Consider the following 25,656-nt stretch of genomic DNA (forward strand, 5'->3'; position numbering starts at 1 on the left):
TCGCCAATTCAAAATAAAAGGGGAATGACTATGTCTCAAGTCCAGAGCATAGATGCGCCGGCTGTTGCCGGAAAGGAAATATCGGCAGGTAAAAGCCTGCTCGTCGTTGGCCTGTGTTGGCTTGCGATTTTTGCGGAAGGCTATGACGTCGGTGTCATTGGAGCCATTTTGCCCGCCTTGTCTGTCGATCCGGTCTGGCAACTGACGCCGATAGAGCTTGGCGCCATCGGCAGCTACACTGTGATCGGCATGCTGATCGGCGGTATTCTTGCGGGCACGCTGAGCGAACTCCATGGACGCAAGCCGCTCTTCATCGCCTGTATCACGTTGTTTTCGCTGTGCATGATCGTCAGCGCCATGGCGCCGTCCCCGTTCATCTTCGGATTGAGCCGTTTTATTTCCGGCATCGGTCTTGGTGGGATCATTCCTGTCGCAGCGGCGCTAACGGTTGAATATTCCCCTATCAAGAAGAAGAGCTTCAATTACGGTCTCATGTATTCGGGCTATTCGATGGGATTGCTTGCCGCAGCTTTGTGCGGTCGCGGTTTTCTTGAAGCGCATGGCTGGCGCACCATCGTGCTGATCGGCGCGATCCCACTGCTGTTCATCCCGGTCTTCCTAGCATTCCTGCCTGAAAGCGTGGAATCGCTGGTCCAGCGCGGCAAGCATGATGCGGCGCGTAAGACAGCAGCGCGCATGGACGTCGGCGTTCCGGCGGCGATTGTCCGCAAGCATAGCAAGGTTGGCTGGCGCACGGTTTTCAGCGAAATCTTCTCCCCGAAAAAGGCATTTGAAACAGCCTGTTTCTGGAGTGCGCTCTTCATGGGCCTGCTCTTGGTCTATGGCCTCGCGCAATGGCTACCGCAGATTATGCGCAAGAACGGTTATGATCTCGGCAACAGCCTGCTATTCCTTGCCGTATTCAGCCTTAGCTCGGCAATCGGGGGTATTGTATTGGGTACATGGGCGGATCGCTTCGGCGTGCGCCGTACGGTTACCTGTTCCTATGCGCTGGGTGCGCTTGGCATTGTGGCGCTTGCCTTCAAGGGCTCGCTGCTGATGAACTATGTTTTCGTCGCAATTGCTGGTTTTGGCACGGTGTCGGCATCGCTGGTTTTGACAGGCTTTCTGGCCCAGCGGCTCGACTCTTCGATCCGCTCCGCCGGAACCGGCTGGGCGCTGAGCTTCTCCCGCATCGGCGCTCTCTCTGGCCCGCTCCTGGGCGGACTGATCGCAAGCCTCAATGTCGGTCCGCAGTGGAACTTCTACATCTTTGCTATTGTCGCCGCTCTCGCAGCTGTGGCAACCGCGCTGATCCCGTCTAGCTCGTCGGATTGAGTCACAAAAAGGCCGATCCGCCCATGGCGGATCGGCCTCTTATTCAACATAATATCAAAGGTCGTTTTTACGGATATTGCGCAGCATTTTCTGCAAGGTGCCGACAAAGGCACGATGTTCGTCTTCATCGATACCTTCAAATAATTGAAGCAGCAGATCATACATGACCGGCCATGCTTCGTTGAAGATGTTGCGGCCTTCTTCGGTCAGCGAAATATCGCGGATGCGCATGTCTTCAGCGCGCGCCTGACGGCGGATGTAACCCTGCTCTTCAAGCGAATCGAGCGTGCGGCTCATCGTTGATTGTTCGGTCACGGTAAAGACCGCAAGCTCATTGATCGTGGCCGAAGGGGTGACACTCAAGACGGCTAGCGTGCGCAATTTGACGGTTGTGATCTGACGGTCCTTCAGCGCTTCGGCAAGGTTGGCGTTATAGCGCGCCATCAGGCGGTTCATCAGGTAGGGCGCAAAACTGTTGAGGCCGATTTCGCCCAGCGAACGCGCGGGGTTCTCCTCCTGATGCTCGGAAGCCAGAACCGTACCTGAGAAGCGTTCCTCCATGAATTCCCTCGTCATTGATCATGGTTGCAATAGCCATATGCCCGACGCGTTTCAGCATCAGGCGCAACAAGGCGCTCTCATCGGTGTTAATATCGGTTGCGCAAAGATGCCAGTGAAAAGCGAGCCTGAAGCGACAATCGCACCGACCCTCCCGTCTAGATTTCTGAAAACACCGCCGGTCTGGTCGCCTGATCGCAGGTTGGTGTCAGGGGCAGAGAAATTGAATGGCGCGGCTTTCGGGATCGCACAGCGTATCGATCACATTGCAATGATGCGTGCCGTCGATTTCCCAAGCGCTGGTCTCGATCCCCAATCCGTACCAGATATTTGCCAGCAGCATATTTTGCCGCCTGAATTCCATGAGCTCGCCGCCGCCGACACAGCAATGCACGGCGATATCGGCGCGCGGGCGCTGTAGTGCTGCACTTTCCGCGACCGCTTCCGCCGCATCCATCTGGAAAATATCGTTCATCGCGGTTTTGAGGAGCGGGCGCAGATCATGCAGCCCGCTGATGGAAAGAACACGCCTGATCCGTTTTGCCGTTGCGGCAGCAATGGGCGCGCTTTCGCAAGCCATGCGGCTGACCAGATGCCCCCCGGCTGAATGGCCGGTTAAAGCAATGTCGCCGTCCACTTCCTCCGCCAGATGGTCGATGAAGCTGCCGATTTCCCGCGTGATGCCGGAAATCCGCGTTTCGGGGCAGAGTGTATAGCTTGGCATGGCCACGCGATAGTCGCGCGCAAGCGCTCCTTGCGCCAGATGCGACCAGAAGCTTTTATCCAGTCCCTTCCAATAGCCGCCATGGACATAGACGAGTGTGCCTTTGGCCGAACCTTCCGGCAGAAAGAGATCGTAATGGTTGCGCGCGCCGGTGCCATAGGCAATGTCGGGTATCAAACGGCCTTGATCGCGCATTTTTTCGCGAAAGCTCGAGGCCAGTTCCGTCCAGCGCGGGGGATAACTGGCGGAATCGCTGATGGCACTCATATTGTCATAGGCGGTATCGAAGTCGCGAAGCACTGAATTCTCCTGCATATCCATGCGTGAAGCCGCGTCAGGCGCGGGCTTCGCTTGCCGCCTGCGCGCGCAGGGCAGATCGTTGCAATTTTCCGGATTCCGTCTTGGGCAGGCTGGAAACCCAGCATATCACGCGTGGATATTTATAAGGCGCGAGTTCGCTTTTGACGTGGCTTTGCAGTGCTTCCTGCAAGCTCGCATCGCCATTATAGCCCTCGTTCAGCACCACATAGGCTTTCACGAGGCAGCCCCGTTCGTCATCGGGTGCCGCCACCACGCCGCATTCTGCCACCGCTGGATGCGCAAGTAGGCTGGCTTCGACCTCCGGTCCGGCAATGTTGTATCCGGCCGAAACGATCATGTCGTCATTGCGCGCCTGATACCAGAAATAGCCGTCCTCATCCATGACATAGGTGTCGCCAGTGATGTTCCAGCCGTTCTCGACATATTTTGTCTGGCGCGGGTCGGCCAGATATTTGCAGCCGAGCGGTCCGCGTACGGCGAGGCGTCCAGGCGTCCCGGGCGGGCATTCCTGCCCATTGTCGTCAATCACACGCGCTTCATAGCCAGGGATGGGTTTGCCGGTCGCGCCGGGGCGGATATCTTTTTCCGGTGCTGAGATGAAGATATGCAGCATTTCCGTTGCACCGATGCCGTCTGAGAGCGACAGCCCAGTTGCGCGTTTCCACGCTTCAAAAGTGGGAAGCGGCAGGGCCTCACCGGCTGAAACACATTTGCGCAGCGAGGAAAGATCATATTGTTCGATCTTCGAAAGCATCGCGCGATAAGCCGTCGGCGCGGTGAAACAGACGGTCGGCTTGTATTCGCCAATGGCTAGCGCCAGATCATGCGGGGTGGTCTTTGCGGGCAGCACTGTAGAAGCCCCAATCCGGAATGGAAACAGGACCAGCCCGCCAAGACCGAATGTGAAAGCCAGCGGCGGTGAGCCGATGAAGATGTCGTTTTCCGTCGCGTCCAGAATGTGATGCGCATAGCAGTCACAAACGATCAGCAGGTCGCGGTGGAAATGGATGGTCGCCTTCGGCAGGCCGGTGGTGCCGGATGTGAAGCCGAGCAGGCACGGATCGTCCCCGCGTGTCGCAACTGCCTCGAAATCGCTGGAGGCGTCGGTCAGCAATGCGCCAAGCTCTCCGCCAGCATTGCCGTCCCAGGTCACCAGTGTTTTGACGAAGCTGGTTTGCGCCATCGCATTCTGCATTTCGCCGATCAGTGCGTGATCGCAAAAGGCAATACTGATTTCGGCCTTGTCGATGATTTGAACCAGCTCCCGGGCGCGCAACAGCGGCATGGTCGCGACTACAACGCCGCCCGCCTTGATGATCGCCATATAAAGCGCAATCTTGGTCGGGTTGTTGCCTGAGCGGATCATCACGCGATTGCCCGGTTTCATGCCAAGCTTGTCGGTCAGCACATTGGCGATCTTGTTGATCATGGCGGCAAGATCGCGATAGGTCCAGCGCACGCCCGGCGCCTGCAAGGCGATGCGGTCGCCCTTGCTGTTCGCCAGATGTGCATCCACCAGTTCGCTGGTCACGTTCAGCTGTTCCGGGTAACCGAGCTCTTCGAGGTTGATGATATCCGGCAGAAGCTCCGCAGCCGGCAGATTATCCAGTACGAATGTGTCCACATGAGCGCTGGGATGCATGCTCGTCTCCTGTCAAAGCCAGTCATTTGCGTTCGACTGTCCAAGCGATTCAGTGAAAGCTGAATCGTTGGAACCGTCCTAACTATTTGTTTTCATGCCCATCTTCTCGGAGGGCGATGTGTTCTTGGTCAAACGTGCAGGTAACGTTCCTTGACTTCCGGGGTGTTCAAAAGCGCGGCGTTGTCGCCGCTCCACACCACACGGCCTTTCTCGATGACCACGTGACGGTCTGCGAAGCGCGCCAGCGCATCGACATTCTTGTCGATGACGAGGATCGCTTCGCCCTCATCCTTGATGTTGCGCAGGCAGGACCAGATTTCCTCGCGCATGAGCGGCGACAATCCTTCCGTCGCCTCGTCCAGCACGACCATTTTCGGATTGGTCATCAGGGCGCGACCAACTGCCAACATCTGCTGCTCGCCGCCGGAAAGTTGATTGCCCATATTGCGCCGCCGTTCTTTCAGGCGCGGGAACATCCGGTAGATGCTCTCCAGTGTCCATTTGGACGAGCGCGCATCTGAGCGTCGCGTGGCCAAAAGATTTTCCTCGACACTGAGCGTCGGGAATATCTGCCGTCCCTCTGGGACCAGCCCCAGTCCCTCGCGGGCAATCGCATGGGGCGGCTTGCCGGTCACGTCATGACCATTGACGAAAACCTTGCCGCCCTTGGGCGGTAGCAAGCCAAAGATCGATTTGATAGTTGTCGTCTTGCCCATGCCGTTTCTGCCGAGAATGGTAACGACCTCTCCCGCACCGACTTCAAAATCGATGCCAAAGAGAATGCGGGACTGGCCATAGGCGTTCTGGAGTCCTTCGACTTTCAGCATCATGCGGCCTCCTCTTCACCGAGATAGGCGGCGCGCACGTCCGGGTCGGAGCGCACGGCGGCGGGCGTTCCGGATGCAATGACGCGTCCGTAGACAAGCACGCTCACCTGATCGGCCAGCGAGAAAACGGCGTCCATGTCGTGCTCGATCAGAACCAGCGTGTGGGTCTGGCGCAGTGAGCGCATCAAATCGACCAGCACCACGGATTCCTCGTGGCTGGTGCCCGCCAGAGGTTCGTCCAGCAACAGCATCTGCGCCTGCGTGGCGAGCGCGATGGCAATCTCAAGCTGGCGCTTTTCGCCATGCGACAGCGCTCCGGCCCGGCGATGAGCGCGGTCGTCCAGCCGCACTCGGGCAAGTGCCGCCATGGCTTGCTCGTTGATTTCGGCCTCCTTGCTTGCGGCCTGAAAGAAGCGGAAGCTTGAGCCGGATCGCGCCTGAACGGCCAGCGCAACATTGTCCAGCACGCTGAAACCTTCCAGAACCGAGGTGATCTGGAACGAGCGCGCGAGGCCCAAGTGAACACGCGCGGGCATGGCTAGACCGGAAATGTCACGACCATCAAACTCGACCGAGCCACGGTCACTTTTCAGGTTGCCCGAAAGCTGATGGATCAGCGTCGTCTTGCCAGCGCCATTCGGGCCGATCAGCGCGTGAATTTCGCTGCGTTTGACGGTGAGATTGACGCCGTCCGTCACCTTGAGCGCGCCGAAGCTCTTGTGCAGGTCATGGACCTGAAGAAGTTCATCCGACATCGGAACCTCCACGCAGCTTGCGGATCAGCCCGCCAATGCCGTCGCGGCTGAAAAGCACGACGAGGACGAGGAAAAGGCCGAGACCGAGTTTCCAATGCTCGGAGAAATGCGCCAGCACTTCTTCCAGCACGATGAAGGCGGTTGCGCCGAGGACCGGCCCGATCAGCGTGCCCATGCCGCCCAGAACGACCATGACGATCAGTTCGCCGGAACGCTGCCAGCTCATGAAAGCAGGCGAAACGAACTGGATCTGGTTGGCGAGCAGCACACCGGCAATCGCCGCCGCCACACCGGCAATCACATAGGCGGTGAGCTGAAACGAGAAGGGCGAGAAGCCGATGGCGCGCATGCGCACCGGATTGTCCCGCGTTCCGCGCAACACACGACCGAACCGTGAATGCACCAGCATGCGGAAGGTGAGAAACGCACCGACCAGCAGCGCCTGCACGAAATAGAACAGCACCAGATTGCTGGAAAGCAGCGTATTGCCAAACAGCGTGGAGCGCGACGACAGCGTCATGCCGTCGTCGCCGCCAAAGGCCGACAGGGAGACCATGAAGAAGAAAGCCATCTGACCAAAGGCCAGCGTGATCATAATAAAATAAACGCCGCTGGTTCGAAGCGAAATATAGCCCGTGACAAGCGCGAAGAGCGCTGCAGCAATGATGGCCGCGACCAGCTGCAAGATCAGATCGTCAATGCCATAGCTGGACAGGATGCCGACTGCATAAGCGCCGATCCCGATATAGGCGGCATGACCAAAGGAAACGAGCGCGCCGTAACCCATGATGAAGTTGAGCGAAAGCGCGGCCAGCGCAAAGATCATGATGCGGGTCACGATCACCAGAAGAAAGCTGTCGCCGAGAACGGAGGCGAGAAGCGGCACGATTGCAAAGGCGGAGAAGACCAGCCAGGGGCCTACATCCAGCAAAGGCGAGGCTCGGCCCTTTGCCTTTTCCGGCATGGCGGTATCGCGCGTGTTATTATGGGTAATCTCGCTCATCGCGTTCCTCCCTGTACCGGGAAGAGGCCTGTCGGGCGAAAATAGAGCACGGCTGCCATCAGAATATAGGTGAGCATCGGCACCAGCGTGCGGCCCATTTGCGAGGCTGCGGCGGGGTCGAGCAGATTGCGCAGCAGAATCGGCCCGAAGGTGCGGCCCAGCGTATCGACGAGGCCAACGGCAATGGCCGCAACAAAAGCGCCACGAACGGAACCGACGCCGCCGATCACGATGACGACGAAGGTAAGGATCAGGATGGAATCGCCCATGCCGGGATCGACCGAGAGGATGGGGGAGACCATGCCGCCGGCAAAGCCTGCCAGCATTGCGCCCAAACCGAACACCACCATGAACAGGCGGCGGATATTGATGCCAAGGGCCGACACCATGTCGCCGTTGGTGGCACCGGCGCGCAGCAGCATGCCGATGCGCGTGTGATTGACGAGGACATAGAGACCTGCCGCCGTGATAAGGCCAGCTGCGATGATCAGCAGGCGATAGACGGGATAGCGCAGGTTTCCGAAAAGCTGGATGGAACCGGAAAGCGATTCCGGCATCGGCACGCTGAGCGGTGCGGCACCCCAGATGATCTTCACCAATTCATTCACGATCAGGATCAGCCCGAAGGTTGCCAGAACCTGATCGAGATGGCTTCGTTCATATAATCGTCGAAAGACCAGCACTTCCAGCACGATGCCGATGACCAGCGTGACGGGAAGCGCGATCATGATGCCATAGAAAAAGCTGCCGGTCATGGCAGTGAAACTCGCGGTCAGATAAGCGCCGACCATATAAAGCACACCATGCGCCAGATTGATCAGGTCCATGACGCCGAAGATCAGCGTCAGCCCGGCGGCGACGAGAAAGAGCAAAATGCCGAACTGAATCCCGTTAAGGGATTGCAGCAGAAAAAGATTGAGCATGGGGGACGTCCGGAACTCGTTGTACTGAAGCCGGCGTCACGCCAGAGCGGCTGGCGTGACCTGTTTCAGACTTGGAAATTGAGAAGACTGGGCTCATCGGAGCACCCTTCTTCCACCGGGTTACATCTTGCATTCAGCTGCGTAATTGTCCTTGTAGTCGTTGAAAATCGTTTCAACATAGGACGTGGCGAACTGGCCGTCGTCACGCTTGACGACTTTGGTCAGATAGAAATTCTGAACCGGGAAGTGATTGTCGCCGATGCTGAATTCACCACGCGGCGAGGTGAATTTCGCGTCTTTCATGGCAGCGCGCAACGCGTCCTTGTCGGCGATATTGCCTTTGACCTGCTTGACGGCCGCATCGATCAGCATGGCGGCGTCATAGGCCTGCACGGCATATGTTGCCGGTACGCGCTTGAACTTCGCCTCATAGGCGGTCGCGAATTCCTTGGCGGCAGGTGAATCGAGATCAGGCGCCCAGTTCGAACCGGCGAAGAAGCCGACGGCTGCATCCTGCTGCGCGGGCAGGGTCGTTTCATCCACGGTGAATGCGGAGAGGAACGGCGTGCCTTCAAGACCAGCCTGACGATATTGCTTGACGAAATTCACGCCCATGCCGCCGGGCAGGAAAGCATAGACTGCGTCCGGCTGTTCTGCGGCGATCTGCGCCAGTTCCGCCGAATAATCCAGCTGGCCGAGCGGCACATAGATTTCCTGCGCGACTTCGTTCTTGTAGGAATGCTTGAAACCGGCAAGCGCGTCCTTGCCGGCCTGATAGTTCGGGGCGATCAGGAAAACGCGCTTATAGTTCTGTTTTTCGGCATATTTGCCGGAAACCTCATGCATCTGGTCGTTCTGATAGGAGGTGACGAACAGATTGGCGTTGCAATCCTTGCCGGCCAGATTGGACGTGCCTGCATTGGTCGAGATGAGAAACGCGCCGGAATCGGTCGCAGGCTTGACGATAGCATTGAGGACGTTGGAGAAAATCGGCCCGACCACAAAATCCACCTTGTCGCGCTGGATCATCTGCTGGACCTTGTTGACGCCGATATCCGGCTTCTGTTCATCGTCCTGAATGATGATTTCCGCATCGAGGCCGCCGAGCTTGTTGCCCAGCTTCTCCATGGCAAGCAGGAAGCCGTCGCGGGATTGTTCGCCCAAAAGGGCGGACGGTCCGCTGAGCGTGTAGATCAAACCGATCTTGATCTTGCCGTCCTCGGCCTGCGCGGTTCCGGTTAGCATGGTTGCGGCGAGCAACGCGAAAGCCGCTTTCGTCGAAATTGTCATAGTTCCACCTCGATTGCAGATTTTTGCTTTGTTTTCTTATTCTTTCGCATTGTCCGACGCTGGAAATGCTTATTACCCTGCAGATGTACTCCCATACGCCTGCCGGGCGGATGCATTATTCTTCTGGCGCGGGCAAAAATTCAACCTCATGTGTCGGCGCAACGCGAACTATTTCAGCGGGATCGCCGACATTGTTGATGCGAACGAACAGGTCCCAGAGTTTTGCGGTGGGCGAAACCCAGAAAACGCACTTCACCGGCTGTTCGGTCTTGTTGAAAATGCCATGTGACACGTTGCGTGGCAGGCAGACGAGGTCGCCAGCCTCCGCAACGGCTTCCTTGCCGTCGAGAAGCAGGTCGAAGCGTCCTTCCAGCACATAGATGAATTCTTCCTGCGTGGTGTGGATATGCGGCGGTACGAAGGTGCCGGGAGGAAAGGTTGCGTGCCACGACATGGAGCTTTCGCAGACGTGCTTGGGCACATAGGTCTGGCCCAGGATATGCCAGACAACACCGTCCACGGAGGAGCCGGATTTGGTCACGCCAGCTGGAAGATCAGTCACTCTAAGTTCCCTTCACAATATTAAAGATGCAAATTTTCAGGCAGAAGCGGGGTCACTTTCCGGTTGACCTGCAGTGTTGAAAAGCCAGCCTTCGCGGCATAGCCGCGCACGATTGCTTCGCGCTCGGCAAAGCTGATGATGCCGTCCAGATCGGCAACGCCGGACGGTGCGCGACGTTCGACCTCATCAATGACGCCTTCCGGGCCACCCAGCCGGTTAAGCCTGACGATTTCCGCCGTCGCGGGCAGGCGGATGGACTGATAGGCGGCAAGTGCTGCGCGGCCATGCTCAGCGGTGGCAAGATGATCAGCCAGCGTGCGCGCGTCGATGATCGCCTGGCTCGCGCCATTCGACCCCACCGGATACATCGGATGGGCGGCGTCGCCGATTAGCGCCACGCGGCCATCCGTCCACCAACGGGCGGGATCGCGGTCGCACATCGGATATTCGAAGAATGTATCGGTTGCCCGCACCAGAGCGGCGAGGTCCACGACATTGATGCCGAATTTTTCGACATGTGGCATAAGCTCTTCATGCGTGCCGCGACGGCTCCAGTCCTCGCGCTTCGGGGCAGGTGATCCGTCGGTGCCGGGACGATAGGTCACGACCCAGTTGTTGAGAATTTTGCCGGGCGTGGTGGCCCTGGCTATCGGATAAAGCACCAGCTTGTAGGTAAAGCCGCCAGCGACGATCATGGTGCGACCGTCAAGGAACGGGTCGCTTTCAACAGCGCCGCGCCACATCATGACGCCATTCCATTTGAGACCGGCTTCGTTCGGGAACATCTGCTGCCGGATAACGGAATGGATGCCATCCGCGCCGATGATGACATCTGCAGTTGCAGATGCAATTTTCGACCCTTCGGCAAAGTGAATGGTCGCCGAACCTTCGTTCTGTGCATAGCCGACGCAGCGCTGGTCGGTGACGATGGCGTCTGGTCCAAGCCGCTGGATCACCGCGTCATAAAGCAGTTTCTGCAAATGTCCGCGATGGATAGAAAATTGCGGGACGTCATAGCCCGCATCCATGCCGCGCGGTTCGCGCCAGATTTCCTGGCCCTGCCGTGTGGCGTAGATCAACTCACGAGTGCGGATGCCGGTGGCGTCGAGCGCGGGAAGCAGGCCGATTTCGGCCAGTTCGCGGATGGCGTGCGGAAGAACATTGATGCCAACGCCCAATTCGCGGACTTCCGGCGCTGCTTCGAAAATCTGGCAGTCAATGCCCCGTGCATGCAGCATCAGTGCCATGGTGAGGCCGCCAATGCCTCCTCCAACGATAATCGCTTTCATTCGCGGTTCCCTTTTTTCTGGCTGCTCTCTGGCGCCTAGGCCCAACGATAAAAGCGGGAACGACGCTGTCTATCACCAAAACGCCATGCCTTACAGGAAACCGCCAGAAACACGCTTTCTGGCAAAATATTCGCGATGCTTGCGCTCTGGGCGCAGCGTGATACTTTAATCTTAAAATAAAATGCTCTCTAAATGAGATACGGGGAATATCGTGATGCTGACTACGAGCTATATGCACCGGCTTTCGCCGTCCATTGATTCGTTCCAGGATACTATGTCCGGGCTGCTCCGGCCTTGCCGCATCTCGAAGAAATCCAGCCGGACCTACCGCACGGAAGTCGCACACGGGCGCATGCGTCCCTTTGGCCTGACGGCGATCCGCATCGGCGGTCATGCACGCATCGAGGTGGACGCGCATAACGATATGACCTTGTTGCAGGTTCCGTTGCAGGGCATCTTCGTCTCACGTGACCGGCGCGGCGACGAGCTTTTGTATCAGTCGGGCATGAATGCCCAGCTGGTCGATGCGCATTCGGCCATCGACCTTGAGTTTCACCCGTCCACGCGCATGCTGATCTTCAGCCTTAGCGATGCCCAGATCGACATTCTGGGCGGCAAGGAGTTCATCGAGCAGTTTACCCATAAAAAGCGGGTCGTATCCTTCGACACGCCGGTCGGCCATGCCTTCTATCATCTGGCGCATTTCGTCATGAACGAGATCGAGAAGGACAAGGAAGCATTTTTCCATGGTGGTTTGTCGGAGCGGCTGGAAGACAGTCTGATGGCGTCACTTGCGGCGGCGCTCGATACGCAGCTCTACGCAAGACCGCTGGCGAGCGTGGTTCCAAGCTATATCCAGCGTGCCGAAAAATTCATGCTCGACAATCTCGACAAGCAACTGACCTTGCAGGAGCTGGTCGACGCAACAGGCACCAGCGCCCGCACCTTGCATCGCACCTTCCGCAGTATCCGTGGCAACACGCCGCTCGGCGTTTTCAAGAACATGCGGCTGGACAAGGTGCATGCGGAACTTACCCGTGGATATGCCGGGCCCGGTGATATTACGCGTATCGCCATGGCCTGGGCTTTCAACCATATGGGCCTGTTCTCGGCCGATTATCGCCAGCGCTTTGGCCATCTTCCATCCGAAACCGTGCGCCGCGCGCGATAATCCATCAATACATCCTGGGACCAAACAGCTAGACACGGCACTGCTTTTGGGTGTCCTGTGACTGTCGATTTCAGGGGGTGGACAGGCGGCTTCTTGTTAGGATGAAGCTGGTGCTGGTTTAATTATTTGGAGAATGGCGCAAAGCAAGAAAAGGCGACCGTTCGGTCAATTTGGACTACTTGCGCCTTTCTCTTGGGTGCCTTTGGATGGTGCAATTCAGAAACGCTCGCGCCAAGCGCCGTCAAATTGCACTTCGGGAGAACTGTCTTCCTTGTCGTAAAAGACGTAGATGGGAGACAGAACGATACGGCCGGGAGCCCGGCCTTCAAGGTTCGTCAGTGGATTGAGTCTCAGTTGCTGAAATTCAGAACCGCTTCAAGCTCGTCATCGTAGGTGTCTCCAGTCGGAGTGAAACCAAGACGCTTATAGAACTCTTCCGGACTGCCTTCTCCCAAGCCGTAGCTCGTATAGAGTTCCTTGAACCCTCCTACTTTCAGGTCTCGGACCAGCAAGCTGATTGCCTTCTTTCCGAACCCCATCCTCTGATAAGGGCCGGCGATCATAAACCGCCATAGAAAGACGCCGGGGCAGTCGATGCCGTCGTCATGATCAGCTCCAATGTGCAACATGATGAAGCCGATCAGAGTCTCGTCGGCATAGATGGCCCGGAACCACGCGTTCTCTGAAAAATGCGCTTCAGCGATGGACGTACCATTGTCTGCGACCACATTTCGTTGGGCGTCCGACAAAGTTTCGCTGAGAGCGCAAACATCGGTGACGGTCAAAGCGGAGATACGCCGAAACGAAATCTCGGCATCCCGCGAGACGACTATCTCACTCATAACACTTCCCTAAATTTTGAGAGAAAGCCGACAATAAGTCAGCGCGGTTTCGAAATCGTCCGCCAACGACGTGGGCTATTGTACCCAGATTGTAGTTGAAACAAAATTCTGACGAAGGTCAAGAGGCGCTTGCCTTGCGGCAGAGCTTCCTGTCCATACGTTCCCAATCGTTCTCTGGGGTGAATGCCCTGCAGGTGGCCGACGCACCTGATGCAAGCCATTCATGAGGTGATGGCCGGACGGACTGTATCCGCTCTTGCTCGCGGTTCGCATTGCTGCTATACGGATGACCGGTCAGCAGTTCACCTAGGCATCGCCGCCCTCGGGCAAGCTAAACCTGCATTTTTTGTTTCCTTGACGCATACACCTTCCTCGTGCCGCGTCGGAATGGCGATCACCGATTTTCTATTGAACGGCACGCCTTGAGGATCAGGGATCATGCCTAGGGAATTGATACCATTTCATGTCAACGACATTTCCAGTTTGGCTCGCAGTTTACGCAGTACGTTGGCCGAGCGGGATAAACCGCTCTCTCATGTCGAGGTTCTGAACATCCTCGCCAAAGGTGCCGGTTATAAAAATTTCCAGCATTTGCGGGCCGGCGTCGAAAAATCGGAAAAGATCGCGGAAGATCAGCAGCCTGTCATTAATCAGACGCATGTCGAGCGCGTAGCTCGCTGCTTTGACAAGCAGAAGGTTCTCACACGTTTCCCCAGCAAGCGGTCGGATCAGATACTGGTACTATGGATCTTGTGGTCACGATTACCCGCCCGAACCGATCTGACAGAGGGTGAAGTAAACGCGCAGTTGAAATCATGGCACAGCTTTGGCGATCATGCTTTGCTGCGGCGCGAACTATGCGATACGGGATTGGTTTCGCGGACCCGCGACGGTCGTGTCTATCGTCGCATCGAGCAGCCGATGCCTGCCGAAGCGCAGGCTGCCGTGCGCCTCGTCGCTTTAAAATAAGCCGACATCCATCGCCTGACGAAAGCAGCTATCGCTGCTGAGGAAACATCATGACCAATTTTCAAACCGGCTTTCTGCTTGGCAAAATTCCCTATATTCGCACGGAAGATCAAACTGACCCTGTGATCGTCATCAATGGCGGACAGGGATTTGTGCGCAAGCACAGCTTTGAAAGAATGCAGCGGGACGCAACACGAGTTGCGCGCATGCTTCCGGTGAAGCGGGGCTTCATTCTGATCGGTTACGATCAGCAACCTCATCCGGATGCAACCATCGAGACGATCGTCGCGGATATTGAACTGGCAATCCGTTCATTAAACCCCGAGGCCTCTACCCTTATGGGAATATCCTATGGCGGGTTGCTGGCGACACGGCTTGCCGCCAGACCGACAGGATGGATCAAGAGCCTTGTTCTGGTGGCGAGCGCTCACAAATTCAGCAAAGAAGGCGAGAGGCGCATCCGCCGGCAGGAACAGTTCGCCGCACAAGAAGAATACCGCCAGCTGGTGGACGACTTTACCACGATCTTCCGCAATCCGTTGCTGAATCTTCTCCTGAAGATGAAGCTTTGGATCGACCGCAAAAAACTTGCTGAGAAAATGAATTCAGGCCAAGTCATTGTCCGATACCTTCAAATGATAACAGAGGCGCGGCCAGCCGATTTGGCCTCGATCACAGCAAGAACGCTGATAATCGGTGGCGAGCGGGATCAGTTTTTCGGGGACGGTACGATGGAATCCGCCAGAAGCGGCATTCAAAATGCCCAACTGCGGGTTCTGAAAGGCCAAACCCATATGGCCCTAGTGGAATGTGCCCGGCAAGTTCGGTTCTGCCTGACGGAATTCCTCGCATAGGGATACAGTCAATTCTCCACGAAGGCGTTGGCAGCGGCGCGCCGTTTCAGACCTTCCCTGAGCAAGATAGCTGAGGGCCCCAAGGGAAACTTCCGAGCTCCGTTCGTCGCCGTGCTTGCGTGGATCGTGTCATCGAGGAACCGGGTGTGTCCGAGAGACGGGCATGTCCGGTCTCGGTCAGCATTGTTCCACAGCGCAAGATCGCCAAGACCCCGGACGATGAAGCGGCGTTGACCGCCGACATCACGGCGTTTGCACCAACATTCCAAACGGATCACCTCATGGGCGCAGACCAAGGGCTTGGAAGGAGGCCGTTCATTTCACGTGGCCGGTAAAGTGATTGTAGAGAGCCGATATACTGTTCATCCGTTCCTCGACCGAAGGGCCGATCTGGTTGACCACCTCGTTCAACAGCAGATTGCCCAGAACACCCATCATTGCGGTCGAGTCCCAGAAGGTCCCCAGTTCAGTCGGTACATTGAACGTTTCGCTAGCAACGCCTCTGCACCAGTGGCAGTAAGGATCGGTAAAAAGCGTGATCGGAATATTCAGTTCCTTTGCCTTCCGGGCAAGCAGCATGGCAAGGTTGGAATATTTTCTCGCCTCGAACATGACGAGCGCGGAATCGGCGTGGTCCGCCAGAAATATTTCCTGAAAATTACCACTGGATGTGTCGACGAGGAAAACGCCGTCCCGTAGGTATTGCAATTGGTTTGCGAAATATTGCGCCAGACCGCGCTCGGTCTGAAAACCGACGACGAATATCCTGTTGGCGCTCGCGAGGCGACTGGCCGCGCGGGTCCATTCGGGCTTGCGGGTAAATTCGTGAATATGAACCAGGGCAGCGATTTCCTTTTCAAGTATCTTTGCGGAAGCATCGCCCTGATTGCTCTGTTCGGTGAACTCCTTGAGACGGTCGCCCACCAGCCATGGCTGGTCTCCGATGGATTCACCCAAATCCTTCTTCAAGTCCTTGAAATGCCGGTATCCGAGCTTGCGGCAAAACCGTCCGATCGTGACTTCGCCGACCCCGATTTTTTCCGCAAGCGTCGCCGCGTTCTCGAAGGGGAGCGTGTTCAGATTGATAAGCATGTAGTTCGCTATCAAGCTGTCGGCGGCGGTGCCCGCTTCCAGGCTGGCCTTGAGACGCTCACGGATAGATTCGGACATTGACTCTCCTTTTTGCAGTCATGGTATTTTTCTGTCATAAATGTATTGACGATAGAAATATACCAAAATACCATCAGCCCTAATATGACGCGTCAAGGCATCGCCAAACAAGACGCGCAATCCGGAACATATGAACGGTCAGTGGAGGAGTTATGAACCGTCGCGTATTTCTGCTGTCATCGTCAGCCCTTGTGCTGGCAACGGCGGTCTCGTTTTCCGCACTTCTGCCCGTGCAGGCAGCGCCCTCGGAAGCCACGATCATCCTCTCGAGCGATGAAACCGGTGCGCCGCATCTCGATCCGATTCGCGCCACGCTTTTGAGCGTCGCCGCTGATCTGATCTATGACCGGCTTGTCGCCATGTCCAATGAGCACACATTTCATCCGCATCTGGCACAGTCCTGGCAGGAGAGCGATGACGGTCTCAACTGGACATTCCAGCTGAAGAAGAACGTTCGCTTCCATGACGGCGAACCTTTCAATGCCGATGTAGTCGCCTGGTGGATACCCCGGTTCAAAGGCACTGCGAACGAGCATGTGGCTGGTGCAATCGAACGGGTAGTCGTGTTGGATGAGCATAGCGTTCGTTTCGAGATGAAGCGGCCCGATCCGAATTTGCTCTATAACCTGGCCTCCTATTTCATGGGTATTCCATCTCCCAAGGCCTATGACGCAGCGGGAGAGAATTTCGGCGTCATGACAGCGGTTGGCACCGGGGCCTACAGGCTGGAGAGCTTCGTTGTCGGACAGGAGACGGTCCTTGTCGCCAATGAGGATTATGCCTGGGGAAGCGAGCTTTCGCAGAATAAGGGAGCGCCTGCGATCCAGAAATTGGTGCTGCGTGAAATACAGGATTCCTCGACGGCATTTCTGGAACTGAATACGGGCGGCGCAGATATATTGCTCGGCGTTCCAACGGAATTTGTTCCCCAGTTGAAAGCGAATGGCGATATCGAATTGCGTAATATGCCAGCGACCGGCGTTTCCTATTTGCAGTTCAATACGAGTACAGCGCCGTTCTCCGATCCGGCCATCCGGCAGGCGGTGGCGCTTGCGGTCGATCAGGAGCCCATTCTCAAGGCGATATTCGGCGGTTCGGGCGCGGCGGCGCATCAGTTTCTCGCTTCTTCGCTGGAGGAATCGAAGGTGAAACCGGCGCTTCTGATCCAAAAGGATGTTGCGAAAGCAACGCAGCTGCTGGATCAGGCGGGATGGAAGCCGGGGGCGGATGGTGTTCGCAGCAAGGACGGAGCGCCGCTGAAGATACAACTATGGTCGTCTTCCGAAACGGCCTACAAGCGCATGGCCGAAATCATTCAGGCCCAGCTGCGCGCTGTGGGGTTTGTGGTGGACATCACTCTATACGACAGCGCAAGCCTGCGGGACGCCTTGCGGCGAGGCGAGCATCAACTGGTCGTCAGCCATTACGATTGGGACAATGCCGACATCCTTGGCTGGTTCTTCAGTGCGCAGAACATTCCGCATCCCAACAGCACGCGCTGGGATGATCCCCAGTCCGAAAAACTGCGCAAAGATGCTGAAAGCGGCGCCCTTAACTGGAATGAGCGGGTCGCCAAATATACGAAATATCACGAAAACCTGTTGCAGAATTTCGTATTTGTTCCCCTGCACGAATTCGAGAAAATAAACGCCATCAATCGCAGGCTGGTTCTGCCGCCGAACATTCGTGAGGTCGCTATCGGGAGCATGACGCTTCTCGACGCGAAGTGGCAGTAGGCCATGACAGCATTCATATTGCGGCGGCTTCTCGGCGTTCTGCCGGTCTTTTTCGTCGTCTCCGTCATAGTTTTTCTGCTGATCCATCTGGTCCCGGGAAATCCGGTCGACAACCTCCTGCGCGCCGGGTCATCCCCGGCGCTGCGTGAGCAGATGACAGCCCGATACGGTCTCGATAAGAGCCTGTTCGAGCAGTATGTCATCTGGATGGGGAATGTCCTGAAGCTGGATTTCGGTACCTCGATCATCCAGTCGCGGCCTGTCGCGGCACTCATCGCGCAGAACCTGCCGGATAGTCTGCTTCTTGGCGGCGCGGCGTTTCTTTTTTCAACCATCGCTGGCATCGGCGCCGGTGTGGTGGCGGCAAGATATTACGGAACGCGTATCGATAGCGGCATCACCACCGGCATTCTGCTCGGCTCGACCATTCCGGGCTTCTGGCTGGGACTTTTGTTGATTCTGGTATTCGCAGTATGGCTGGGCTGGGTTCCGGTTTCGGGTGCCCGCGGGTGGAACTCGCTGATCCTGCCCGTCATTGCCACGGGCCTTGGCGGCGTGGCGCTGGTGGCGCGCGTGACCAAGGTTGCGATGATCGAGATTGCCCGACAGGATTTCGTCATGCTGCTGCGCGCAAAAGGCGTTTCGGAGCATGCGATCCGCCTGCGCCATGTGCTGCGTCATGCCCTTGTGCCTGTCATTTCCATTCTTGGCCTGCGGATCGGCTGGATTCTGGGCGGAGCAATCACCGTGGAAGTGGTTTTCGCCCGCCCGGGTCTGGGATCATTGCTGATCCGGGCATTGAATCAGCGCGATTATCCGCTTGTTCAGGGATGCCTGCTGATGCTCGCCATGGCGGTCATCCTCGGTACTCTTATGGGAGACATCGCCCAGGCGGCCATGGACCCAAGGCAGCGTGAGGTTTCAAAATGACCGATACGGTCACCTTGCCGTCGCGGTGGCGGCTTTCCATTTCGATGCCCGTGGCTCTGGCCGCAAGCTTCATCGTCCTCCTGGTGTTTGCGGCGATTTTCGCTCCGTTCGTTGCTCCCTATGCCTATGATGCGCAGAACATCGCGATAATGAATGAGGCTCCCTCACTCGCCCATCCATTCGGCACGGACGAGTTCGGTCGAGACGTCCTGTCCCGCATGATTGTCGGGGCGCAGACTTCCTTGTCCGTAAGCGTCACGGCGGTTGGTTTCTCGGTTCTGCTCGGCCTGGTGCTGGGTGCCGTCTGCGGTTATTTCGGCGGTTTCATCGACCGCTCGCTGATGACGGTTATCGATCTCACCTGGTCCTTTCCGGAAATACTCATCGCTCTCATGCTTGTCGCCGTGGTCGGCGCGGGGCTGCATGGCGTGATCATTGCGGTTGCCATCGCCTATCTTGCACAGTTTGCGCGGCTGACCCGCACACAGGTCATGCAGATCAAGAAAGAGGCTTATGTGGATGCGGCGGTCAATCTGGGGGCGGGAAGCTTCCATATCCTGTTCCGGCATCTCTTGCCGAATGTGCTGGCGCCAGTCCTCGTCGCGGCCATGCTCGCCACGGGTGACGCCATCATTCTCGAGGCGACGCTTGGCTTTTTCGGCCTTGGCGCCCAGCCGCCGACACCGAGCTGGGGAGCAATGATGAGTTCGGGAACTGCGCAGCTCTTTGTGGCTCCATGGGTGATTATCATACCCGGCTGCGCTGTAGCCTTGACGGTCATCGCGCTCAACGTCGTCGGCGACGCGATCATTGGAGCGCTGGATTTCCGCACCAGGGCGAGGGAAGGGTGAATATGCTGCTTTCCATTGAGAAACTGCAGATAGCATTCGGGGCCTTCATACCCGTGCGCGACGTTACAATCAGCGTTGACCGTGGCGAAATCCTAGGCCTGGTCGGGGAATCGGGATCGGGCAAGTCACTTACCGCCACTGCAATCATGGGCCTGCTCGGCTATGTCGGGGGCCGCTTTGCAGGGGGCCGGATTATCTTCGATGGAAGCGATATAACCGGCTTGCCGGAAGAGGGGATGCGTCGGCTGCGTGGCGGCCGCATAAGTCTGATCACGCAAAATCCGATGACATCGCTCGACCCTATGGTTCCTGTCGGCAGGCAGATAGAGCAGGCTACCCGCCTTCATCTCGGGCTGGATGGCAAGGCGGCTTTCGCAAAGGCACTGGAGCTTATGAAGGATGTGCGCATTCCCGATCCCCAAAGGGTGCATCGGCTTTATCCTCACCAACTGTCCGGAGGGATGAAGCAGCGGATCGTTATCGCCATGGCTCTGGCGGGTGAGCCCGACCTGCTGATCGCCGACGAGCCAACGACGGCGCTCGATGCGACGGTTCAGGCGCAGATCATCCGCATTCTCGTGGAATTGGTCCGGCAGCGCGGCTTGGCGATGATCCTTATCACCCATGACATGGGCGTGGTCGCGCAAACCTGCGACCATGTCGCGGTCATGTATTGCGGTCGTATCGTGGAGCGCGCGCCGGTCCGATCCATTTTCGCAGCAGCCCGCCATCCCTATACGGAGGCGCTTATTCGCTGCATTCCGCGCAGCGACATGCAGAGAGGCAGTCTCGTGGGAATTCCCGGCATGGTGCCCAGCATGGCGGCGCTGCCGCCAGGGTGCAATTTTCATCCACGCTGCGCAAGGGCGCAGCCCGTTTGTGGTGAAAGTGTTCCGGAGTTCCGGCAATGCGGAAATCATGCTGGCGTCGCGTGCCATCTAGTGGAATCGATATGACCGGAATTCTCACTGTCAGCAATCTGAGCCGTCGCTTCGTGACGAAACGCCTGTGGCGCAAGCCGGAAATCTTCTCTGCCGTGCGGGACGTGAGTTTCGATGTCGCCCGTGGGGAAGTCGTCGGCGTAGTGGGAGAATCCGGTTGCGGCAAGTCGACCTTGGCACGATTGATCCTGCGGCTGCTGGAACCGAGCGAGGGTGGCGTCGCCTTCGAAGGTCGTGACCTTGCTTCGCTTTCCAAAAGGGAAATGCAGCGCTCGCGCCAGAAGATGCAGATGGTCTTTCAGGACCCTTACTCCTCCATAGACCCCCGTTTCACCGCGCGCGAGGCATTGCTGGAGCCCTTCAGGGTCCAGGGGATGCAGGCGGTCGGAACGGAAAAGCGCATTGCGGAGCTTTTGACCATGGTGGGGCTTGATGCCTCTCTTGCGCGCCGTTATCCCCACCAGCTATCCGGAGGGCAGAAGCAGCGCGTCGGTATCGCGCGTGCACTTGCGCTGAACCCGTCACTGATCGTGCTCGATGAGCCGACTGCGTCGCTGGATGTCTCCGTGCAGGCGCAGATTATAAGCCTGCTCGATCGGCTGCGCAGCGAACTCGGCCTCACCTATATTTTCATTTCCCATGATCTGAGCCTCGTCCGCTATTTCTGCGACAGGACAATCGTCATGTATGCGGGCCGGATTGTCGAGGTGCTCCCGAAGCAGGGAGTGCCGGTGCACCCCTATACGCAAATGCTGATGAGCAGCGTTTTCGAACCGGACCCGGAAAATCGGCGCGAGATTACCAAACTGGCTGGCGAAGCGCCCAGCGGCTACGCCTTGCCCGCAGGTTGCGCCTTCGCGGCACGCTGCGCTCAGGCAAACGGAATATGTCATCAGGCCGATCCGGCGCCGGAGCAGTACGCCGTCGGCCATCAGGTTGCCTGCCATCACGCCCAAAGAGAGGAAGCGCAATGAGCTATTGTGTCCTGACAGCTGAATTCGCCCATGAAACGAACACCTTCAACAGAGTGAAAACCGGTTATGAAGCATTCGCTTCGGTCGGTATTCTTGAAGGTCGGGCGGCGATTGCAGCTCGTGGCGATGCGAATACCGAGCTTGCCGGATTTCTCGACAAGGGGCGCTTATATGGCTGGGATGTCGTGCATACGGTAAGCGCCGAGGCGGAGCCGGCGGGGCCGGTGACGCGCGATGCGTTCGACCGGATTGCGGGCAGGATCATCGACAGGGTGCGTGAACTGGGATACCGTCTCGATGGCATTTTGCTTGGCCTTCATGGAGCGATGGTGACGGAATTTTCGCCGGACGGGGAGGGCGAATTACTGGAACGGTTGCGTCACGCAATGGGGCGTCGCATTCCCGTCGCCGTAACACTGGATCCCCACGCGAATGTCACCGCCAAAATGTGCGAGTACGCGGATATTCTCATCTCGTTCAAGACTTATCCCCATGTCGACATACGCGAGACGGCGCATCATGCCGGCGAACTTCTACAGCGCGCCATGGCAGGCGCCGTCAAACCCCGAACCCTTCTCGTTCGCCGCCCCATGCTTGAGGAAGCCAATTCCGGTCGCACCGATATAGGCCCGATGGTCGAATGGATCGCCGAGGCAAGGGCGCATGAAAAGACACCCGGAGCGCTCGCGGTCAGCATCAATGGCGCTTTCGCCAGTGCAGACATTCCCGAAATGGGACCGACGGTTCTGGTGACCTATGATGGTGATGCAACACCGCACAGGGTTTTCGCCGAGCGGATCGCTGACAGTATGTGGGGCAATCGCGCCAACATCCTGAACAGGTTTCATACGCCGGAAAATGCCGCCCGGCTCGCCACGCATTATTCAGGAACACGCCCGCTCGTCATCGCTGACTATGCGGATAATCCGGGCGCAGGCGGTTACGGTGATTCAACGGCGCTTCTGGCTGCTTTGCTGGAAGCGGGCGTCAAGGATGCCTGTTTCGGTCCCATGATCGACCCGGAAGCGGTAGATAGTCTGTCCCGGGCGGAAATTGGAGATACGGTATTCCTTTCGCTGGGCGGCAAGATGGACCCTCGCTTTGGCGGCGCCCCGCTGGATGTGAACGCGAAGCTGATGCATCTGAGCGACGGCAGGCTGGTGGGGACGGGCCCACAGATGGGCGGTCTTGAGTTCAGCTTCGGGCCGACCGCCGTCGTGGCAATCGGTGGAGTGAACGTATTGGTCGTGAGTGAGCGCTCGCAACTTCTGGATCAGCAGCAGTTCAGGGCGTTCGGGATCGAGCCGACCGCACATCGCGTGATCGTGGTCAAATCCATGCAGCATTTCCGCGCTGATTTCGAGCCGATTGCCGGAGAGGTAATCGTTTGCGATAGCGGTGCACTGTGCACGATGAATTACGCGAAGCTTCCATACCGGAACGTGCCCCGGCCCATTTATCCCCTTGATCAGATGTAGGCACTGATTCAGCCGGGGATTTCCGCAGTCTTTGAAAGTGGAGAATATAATCATGACAGGCGCTGCTGCGGCGACACGGGCGGATGTTCTGGTGCTTGGGGCGGGTATAGTCGGCGTTTGCGTCGCGCTTCATCTTCAAAAGCGCGGAAGGTCCGTCGTGCTTGTCGATCGCAGGGAACCAGGAGAAGAGACCAGCTACGGCAATGCAGGGCTGATCGAAAGATCGAGCGTGGTGCCCTATGGGGTGCCGCGCGAGTTCGGGACCTTCCTGCGTTACGGATTGAACCGCTCGGCAGACGTGCGTTTCGATTGGTCATATCTGCCGCGTATTGCGCCGTGGCTCTGGCGCTTCTGGCGGGAATCCTCGCCCAAGCAATTGGCGAGGGCCACGACCGACATGTGGCCACTCATTCGCCGTTCGGTCTCAGAGCATGAACTGCTGGCGCAGGAAGCGGGCGTATCGCTGGAATTGCGCAAGACGGGCTGGATCGAGGCATTTCGCAACGAAGCCGCATTTGAAAAGGCCAGAACATCTACCGAGGTGCTGGTTCCCTATGGGCTGCGCTATGAATTGCTTGATGGCGCCGCGTTGCGGAAACGGGAACCACACCTTTCTTCAGAACTGGTCGGTGGTATTCATTGGTTGGACCCTGCCACCGTGCGCGATCCCGGAGCACTCGTGAAAAGCTATGCGGCCTCGTTTCTGCAACAGGGCGGCCGCTTTTGTCAGGCGGATGTATCGAAACTGGAGCGGGATGGCGAGGTGTGGCGTCTGAAAAACGAGAGAGAAGAATTCCATGCCGGGGAGGCGGTGATCACGCTCGGTCCTTGGTCGATCGATCTGGCTGCGAAATTGGGATACAGCATGCCGTTCGCGGTCAAGCGTGGTTATCACGTGCATTTTTCAGCGCAAGGCGAAGCTATCCTAAATCGTCCCATTGTCGATGCCGATGGCGGCTTTGTGTTGTCTCCCATGCGTCAGGGCGTCCGGCTTTTAACGGGAATCGAATTCGCGCCTCGCGACAGCCGTCCAAATTATAGTCAGTTGGACCTCGTGGAGCCGCTTGCACGGCGCGCCTTTCCGCTCAATAAGCGCATCGAACCCGTGCCATGGATGGGTGCGCGGCCCTGCCTTGCCGATATGCGCCCTGTCATCGGAAGCACAAGGGCTTGTGGTTCGGCTTCGGCCATAATCATCACGGCCTGACCTTGGGGCCTGTCACGGGTCGGCTGCTGGCCGAATTGATGACGGGGGAAGCGCCGTTCACCGATCCGGCCCCCTATGCTATATCCCGGTTTTCATAGGCGCCGACCATTCGAGGCGAGGGTTCCAATGTTGTTGACATTCGTTTCAGGAGTAATCATGGCATCCATTTCCACCAGTGACCTGTCGCACCTTGATGCTGAAAAAGTCCAGACCATCGATCGATATGTAGCCGCAGAGATGAAGCGCCAGCGCATTCCGGGGTTGGCGCTCGGGATTTACAGGAACGGCTCCATCGTTCTGGCAAAGGGTTATGGTCTGGCAAATGTCGAGCTGAATGTGCCGATGACGGCGGACAGCGTTCTGCAATCGGGTTCTGTTGGCAAGTCCTTTACTGCTACTGCTATCATGATGCTGGTGGAGCAAGGAAAAATCGGGCTGGATGACAGCATCGCGCAGTATTTTCCGGAAGCGCCGGAGAACTGGAAACCAATCAAGATTGCCAATCTGCTGTCGCACACTTCGGGGCTTTCATCCTATGACACGCCCGAATTGCAGAAACCGGGCGGTCCGTTCGATATCCGTCGCGATTATTCCGAAAATGAGCTGGTGGCGGCGATCACGCGGCTGCCCATCGATTTTCAGGCGGGCGATGGCTGGGCATACGAAAATACGAATTTCGTCCTGCTCGGTGTCCTTATTCACCGCGTTACCGGGATGCCCTACGGCGAATTTCTCAACCAGAATATTTTCGCGCCGTTGGGCATGAAATCGACACGCATCGTTTCGGACACCGACATCGTTTTCAACCGGTCGTCCGGCTATGAAATCGTTGACGGCAAACTCCAGAACCAGCAATGGGTCTCGCCAACCTTCAACGCGACCGCAGACGGCACGATGTATTTTACTATCCGCGACATCGAACATTGGGACCGGGCGCTTTACGGCGAAACCCTGCTGACAGCGGAATCGCTGGAGAAGATGTGGACGCCTTACCCCCATCAGGGACAATGTCCGAGAGGAGGATATGGCTTCGGCTGGGAAATCCATTTTGTCAATGGGCATCGCGTGATTGAGCACGACGGCGCGTGGCAGGGCTTTACAACCTCCTTCTCGCGCTATGTGGATGACGGGTTGACGGTCGTTGTGCTGACCAATCTCGCCTCCGAGCATAGCGATCCCGGCATCTTCGTACGCGAAGTCGCCGGGTTGATCGAGCCAGCCCTGGCCGTTCGGCCTAGCAGCAACCCCTGATGACGTGGGCAATGGAGCGTTCAGAGATGGCCAGGAACACGAATGTGGAT

23 protein-coding genes and 1 pseudogene are annotated in these 25,656 nt (G+C 57.5%); 12 read left to right on the forward strand and 12 right to left on the reverse strand.

Going from position 1 to position 25,656, the window contains the following annotated elements:
• Positions 1-30: 30 nt before the first annotated feature.
• A complete protein-coding gene (locus AC0TOF_RS17375; RefSeq protein WP_473769158.1) occupies positions 31-1,338 on the forward strand; it encodes an MFS transporter in 1,308 nt (435 codons plus the stop codon).
• Between the two features lie 54 nt (positions 1,339-1,392).
• Here AC0TOF_RS17375 and AC0TOF_RS17380 read toward each other — a convergent pair whose 3' ends face one another.
• From AC0TOF_RS17380 to AC0TOF_RS17425, 10 genes are all read right to left on the reverse strand, one after another.
• A complete protein-coding gene (locus tag AC0TOF_RS17380) occupies positions 1,393-1,899 on the reverse strand; it encodes a MarR family transcriptional regulator (RefSeq protein ID WP_122002269.1) in 507 nt (168 codons plus the stop codon).
• Positions 1,900-2,104: 205 nt separating this feature from the next.
• Positions 2,105-2,920, reverse strand: coding sequence for an alpha/beta hydrolase (locus AC0TOF_RS17385; RefSeq protein ID WP_473769159.1), 816 nt, complete (start codon positions 2,918-2,920; stop codon positions 2,105-2,107).
• A gap of 34 nt (positions 2,921-2,954) precedes the next feature.
• Positions 2,955-4,583, reverse strand: a complete 1,629-nt coding sequence (locus AC0TOF_RS17390; protein WP_473769160.1) for an AMP-binding protein — start codon at positions 4,581-4,583, stop codon at positions 2,955-2,957.
• A 128-nt stretch (positions 4,584-4,711) separates the two neighbouring features.
• Positions 4,712-5,410 (reverse strand): ABC transporter ATP-binding protein, encoded by a 699-nt coding sequence (locus AC0TOF_RS17395; protein ID WP_473769471.1) that lies wholly within the window; start codon positions 5,408-5,410, stop codon positions 4,712-4,714.
• Positions 5,410-6,165, reverse strand: coding sequence for an ABC transporter ATP-binding protein (locus AC0TOF_RS17400; RefSeq protein WP_473769161.1), 756 nt, complete (start codon positions 6,163-6,165; stop codon positions 5,410-5,412). Before AC0TOF_RS17400 ends, AC0TOF_RS17395 begins: the two co-directional genes overlap by 1 nt.
• The gene (locus tag AC0TOF_RS17405; RefSeq protein ID WP_473769162.1) at positions 6,155-7,168 is read right to left on the reverse strand and encodes a branched-chain amino acid ABC transporter permease; all 1,014 of its coding nucleotides are present in this window, start codon (positions 7,166-7,168) and stop codon (positions 6,155-6,157) included. The genes AC0TOF_RS17400 and AC0TOF_RS17405 overlap by 11 nt, the downstream gene beginning before the upstream one ends.
• Positions 7,165-8,091 carry a branched-chain amino acid ABC transporter permease gene (locus AC0TOF_RS17410; RefSeq protein ID WP_473769163.1) on the reverse strand — a complete coding sequence of 309 codons (927 nt, stop codon included), beginning with the start codon at positions 8,089-8,091 and terminating at the stop codon, positions 7,165-7,167. Before AC0TOF_RS17410 ends, AC0TOF_RS17405 begins: the two co-directional genes overlap by 4 nt.
• 120 nt (positions 8,092-8,211) lie before the next feature.
• Positions 8,212-9,381, reverse strand: coding sequence for an ABC transporter substrate-binding protein (locus tag AC0TOF_RS17415; RefSeq protein WP_473769164.1), 1,170 nt, complete (start codon positions 9,379-9,381; stop codon positions 8,212-8,214).
• Between the two features lie 115 nt (positions 9,382-9,496).
• Positions 9,497-9,943, reverse strand: coding sequence for a cupin domain-containing protein (locus AC0TOF_RS17420; RefSeq protein ID WP_473769165.1), 447 nt, complete (start codon positions 9,941-9,943; stop codon positions 9,497-9,499).
• A gap of 20 nt (positions 9,944-9,963) precedes the next feature.
• Positions 9,964-11,232, reverse strand: coding sequence for a flavin-dependent oxidoreductase (locus AC0TOF_RS17425; RefSeq protein WP_473769166.1), 1,269 nt, complete (start codon positions 11,230-11,232; stop codon positions 9,964-9,966).
• A 214-nt stretch (positions 11,233-11,446) separates the two neighbouring features.
• On the opposite strand from AC0TOF_RS17425, the gene AC0TOF_RS17430 reads away from it, so the two are divergent.
• Positions 11,447-12,403, forward strand: coding sequence for an AraC family transcriptional regulator (locus AC0TOF_RS17430; protein WP_473769167.1), 957 nt, complete (start codon positions 11,447-11,449; stop codon positions 12,401-12,403).
• 350 nt (positions 12,404-12,753) lie between these two features.
• On the opposite strand, the gene AC0TOF_RS17435 is transcribed toward AC0TOF_RS17430, so the two are convergent.
• A complete protein-coding gene (locus AC0TOF_RS17435) occupies positions 12,754-13,245 on the reverse strand; it encodes a GNAT family N-acetyltransferase (protein ID WP_473769168.1) in 492 nt (163 codons plus the stop codon).
• A 438-nt stretch (positions 13,246-13,683) separates the two neighbouring features.
• Between AC0TOF_RS17435 and AC0TOF_RS17440 the strand changes: the two genes are divergently transcribed.
• Both AC0TOF_RS17440 and AC0TOF_RS17445 read left to right on the forward strand, forming a co-directional pair.
• Complete coding sequence (locus tag AC0TOF_RS17440; protein WP_473769169.1) at positions 13,684-14,214, forward strand: DUF2087 domain-containing protein; 531 nt, start codon at positions 13,684-13,686, stop codon at positions 14,212-14,214.
• A gap of 50 nt (positions 14,215-14,264) precedes the next feature.
• Complete coding sequence (locus tag AC0TOF_RS17445; RefSeq protein ID WP_473769170.1) at positions 14,265-15,068, forward strand: alpha/beta fold hydrolase; 804 nt, start codon at positions 14,265-14,267, stop codon at positions 15,066-15,068.
• A 315-nt stretch (positions 15,069-15,383) separates the two neighbouring features.
• Here AC0TOF_RS17445 and AC0TOF_RS17450 read toward each other — a convergent pair whose 3' ends face one another.
• On the reverse strand, positions 15,384-16,238 hold the full coding sequence (locus AC0TOF_RS17450; RefSeq protein ID WP_473769171.1) for a MurR/RpiR family transcriptional regulator: 855 nt from the start codon (positions 16,236-16,238) through the stop codon (positions 15,384-15,386).
• A gap of 152 nt (positions 16,239-16,390) precedes the next feature.
• On the opposite strand from AC0TOF_RS17450, the gene AC0TOF_RS17455 reads away from it, so the two are divergent.
• The 8 genes and pseudogenes from AC0TOF_RS17455 to AC0TOF_RS17490 all read left to right on the forward strand — a co-directional run bounded on the left by AC0TOF_RS17455 (position 16,391) and on the right by AC0TOF_RS17490 (position 25,606).
• The gene (locus tag AC0TOF_RS17455) at positions 16,391-17,974 is read left to right on the forward strand and encodes an ABC transporter substrate-binding protein (protein ID WP_473769172.1); all 1,584 of its coding nucleotides are present in this window, start codon (positions 16,391-16,393) and stop codon (positions 17,972-17,974) included.
• A 3-nt stretch (positions 17,975-17,977) separates the two neighbouring features.
• Positions 17,978-18,904, forward strand: coding sequence for an ABC transporter permease (locus tag AC0TOF_RS17460; protein ID WP_473769173.1), 927 nt, complete (start codon positions 17,978-17,980; stop codon positions 18,902-18,904).
• Positions 18,901-19,755 carry an ABC transporter permease gene (locus AC0TOF_RS17465; protein ID WP_473769174.1) on the forward strand — a complete coding sequence of 285 codons (855 nt, stop codon included), beginning with the start codon at positions 18,901-18,903 and terminating at the stop codon, positions 19,753-19,755. The genes AC0TOF_RS17460 and AC0TOF_RS17465 overlap by 4 nt, the downstream gene beginning before the upstream one ends.
• Before the next feature lie 2 nt (positions 19,756-19,757).
• Complete coding sequence (locus AC0TOF_RS17470; RefSeq protein WP_473769175.1) at positions 19,758-20,711, forward strand: ABC transporter ATP-binding protein; 954 nt, start codon at positions 19,758-19,760, stop codon at positions 20,709-20,711.
• Positions 20,708-21,670 (forward strand): ABC transporter ATP-binding protein, encoded by a 963-nt coding sequence (locus tag AC0TOF_RS17475; protein WP_473769176.1) that lies wholly within the window; start codon positions 20,708-20,710, stop codon positions 21,668-21,670. Before AC0TOF_RS17470 ends, AC0TOF_RS17475 begins: the two co-directional genes overlap by 4 nt.
• On the forward strand, positions 21,667-23,148 hold the full coding sequence (locus AC0TOF_RS17480) for a M81 family metallopeptidase (RefSeq protein WP_473769177.1): 1,482 nt from the start codon (positions 21,667-21,669) through the stop codon (positions 23,146-23,148). The genes AC0TOF_RS17475 and AC0TOF_RS17480 overlap by 4 nt, the downstream gene beginning before the upstream one ends.
• Positions 23,149-23,200: 52 nt before the next feature.
• A pseudogene (locus tag AC0TOF_RS17485) lies at positions 23,201-24,453 on the forward strand (NAD(P)/FAD-dependent oxidoreductase).
• 58 nt (positions 24,454-24,511) lie between these two features.
• Positions 24,512-25,606, forward strand: a complete 1,095-nt coding sequence (locus tag AC0TOF_RS17490) for a serine hydrolase domain-containing protein (RefSeq protein ID WP_473769178.1) — start codon at positions 24,512-24,514, stop codon at positions 25,604-25,606.
• Positions 25,607-25,656 lie beyond the last annotated feature (50 nt).

It is taken from the genome of Ochrobactrum sp. PL_is501, assembly GCF_055816895.1.

Coding starts and splice junctions, on each gene's coding strand:
- AC0TOF_RS17375 (WP_473769158.1), top strand. CDS start 31: ATGTCTCAAGTCCAGAGCATAGATGCGCCGGCTGTTGCCGGAAAGGAA.
- AC0TOF_RS17380 (WP_122002269.1), bottom strand. CDS start 1,899: ATGGAGGAACGCTTCTCAGGTACGGTTCTGGCTTCCGAGCATCAGGAG.
- AC0TOF_RS17390 (WP_473769160.1), bottom strand. CDS start 4,583: ATGCATCCCAGCGCTCATGTGGACACATTCGTACTGGATAATCTGCCG.
- AC0TOF_RS17395 (WP_473769471.1), bottom strand. CDS start 5,410: ATGCTGAAAGTCGAAGGACTCCAGAACGCCTATGGCCAGTCCCGCATT.
- AC0TOF_RS17400 (WP_473769161.1), bottom strand. CDS start 6,165: ATGTCGGATGAACTTCTTCAGGTCCATGACCTGCACAAGAGCTTCGGC.
- AC0TOF_RS17405 (WP_473769162.1), bottom strand. CDS start 7,168: ATGAGCGAGATTACCCATAATAACACGCGCGATACCGCCATGCCGGAA.
- AC0TOF_RS17410 (WP_473769163.1), bottom strand. CDS start 8,091: ATGCTCAATCTTTTTCTGCTGCAATCCCTTAACGGGATTCAGTTCGGC.
- AC0TOF_RS17415 (WP_473769164.1), bottom strand. CDS start 9,381: ATGACAATTTCGACGAAAGCGGCTTTCGCGTTGCTCGCCGCAACCATG.
- AC0TOF_RS17425 (WP_473769166.1), bottom strand. CDS start 11,232: ATGAAAGCGATTATCGTTGGAGGAGGCATTGGCGGCCTCACCATGGCA.
- AC0TOF_RS17430 (WP_473769167.1), top strand. CDS start 11,447: ATGCTGACTACGAGCTATATGCACCGGCTTTCGCCGTCCATTGATTCG.
- AC0TOF_RS17435 (WP_473769168.1), bottom strand. CDS start 13,245: ATGAGTGAGATAGTCGTCTCGCGGGATGCCGAGATTTCGTTTCGGCGT.
- AC0TOF_RS17440 (WP_473769169.1), top strand. CDS start 13,684: ATGCCTAGGGAATTGATACCATTTCATGTCAACGACATTTCCAGTTTG.
- AC0TOF_RS17445 (WP_473769170.1), top strand. CDS start 14,265: ATGACCAATTTTCAAACCGGCTTTCTGCTTGGCAAAATTCCCTATATT.
- AC0TOF_RS17450 (WP_473769171.1), bottom strand. CDS start 16,238: ATGTCCGAATCTATCCGTGAGCGTCTCAAGGCCAGCCTGGAAGCGGGC.
- AC0TOF_RS17455 (WP_473769172.1), top strand. CDS start 16,391: ATGAACCGTCGCGTATTTCTGCTGTCATCGTCAGCCCTTGTGCTGGCA.
- AC0TOF_RS17460 (WP_473769173.1), top strand. CDS start 17,978: ATGACAGCATTCATATTGCGGCGGCTTCTCGGCGTTCTGCCGGTCTTT.
- AC0TOF_RS17465 (WP_473769174.1), top strand. CDS start 18,901: ATGACCGATACGGTCACCTTGCCGTCGCGGTGGCGGCTTTCCATTTCG.
- AC0TOF_RS17470 (WP_473769175.1), top strand. CDS start 19,758: ATGCTGCTTTCCATTGAGAAACTGCAGATAGCATTCGGGGCCTTCATA.
- AC0TOF_RS17475 (WP_473769176.1), top strand. CDS start 20,708: ATGACCGGAATTCTCACTGTCAGCAATCTGAGCCGTCGCTTCGTGACG.
- AC0TOF_RS17480 (WP_473769177.1), top strand. CDS start 21,667: ATGAGCTATTGTGTCCTGACAGCTGAATTCGCCCATGAAACGAACACC.
- AC0TOF_RS17490 (WP_473769178.1), top strand. CDS start 24,512: ATGGCATCCATTTCCACCAGTGACCTGTCGCACCTTGATGCTGAAAAA.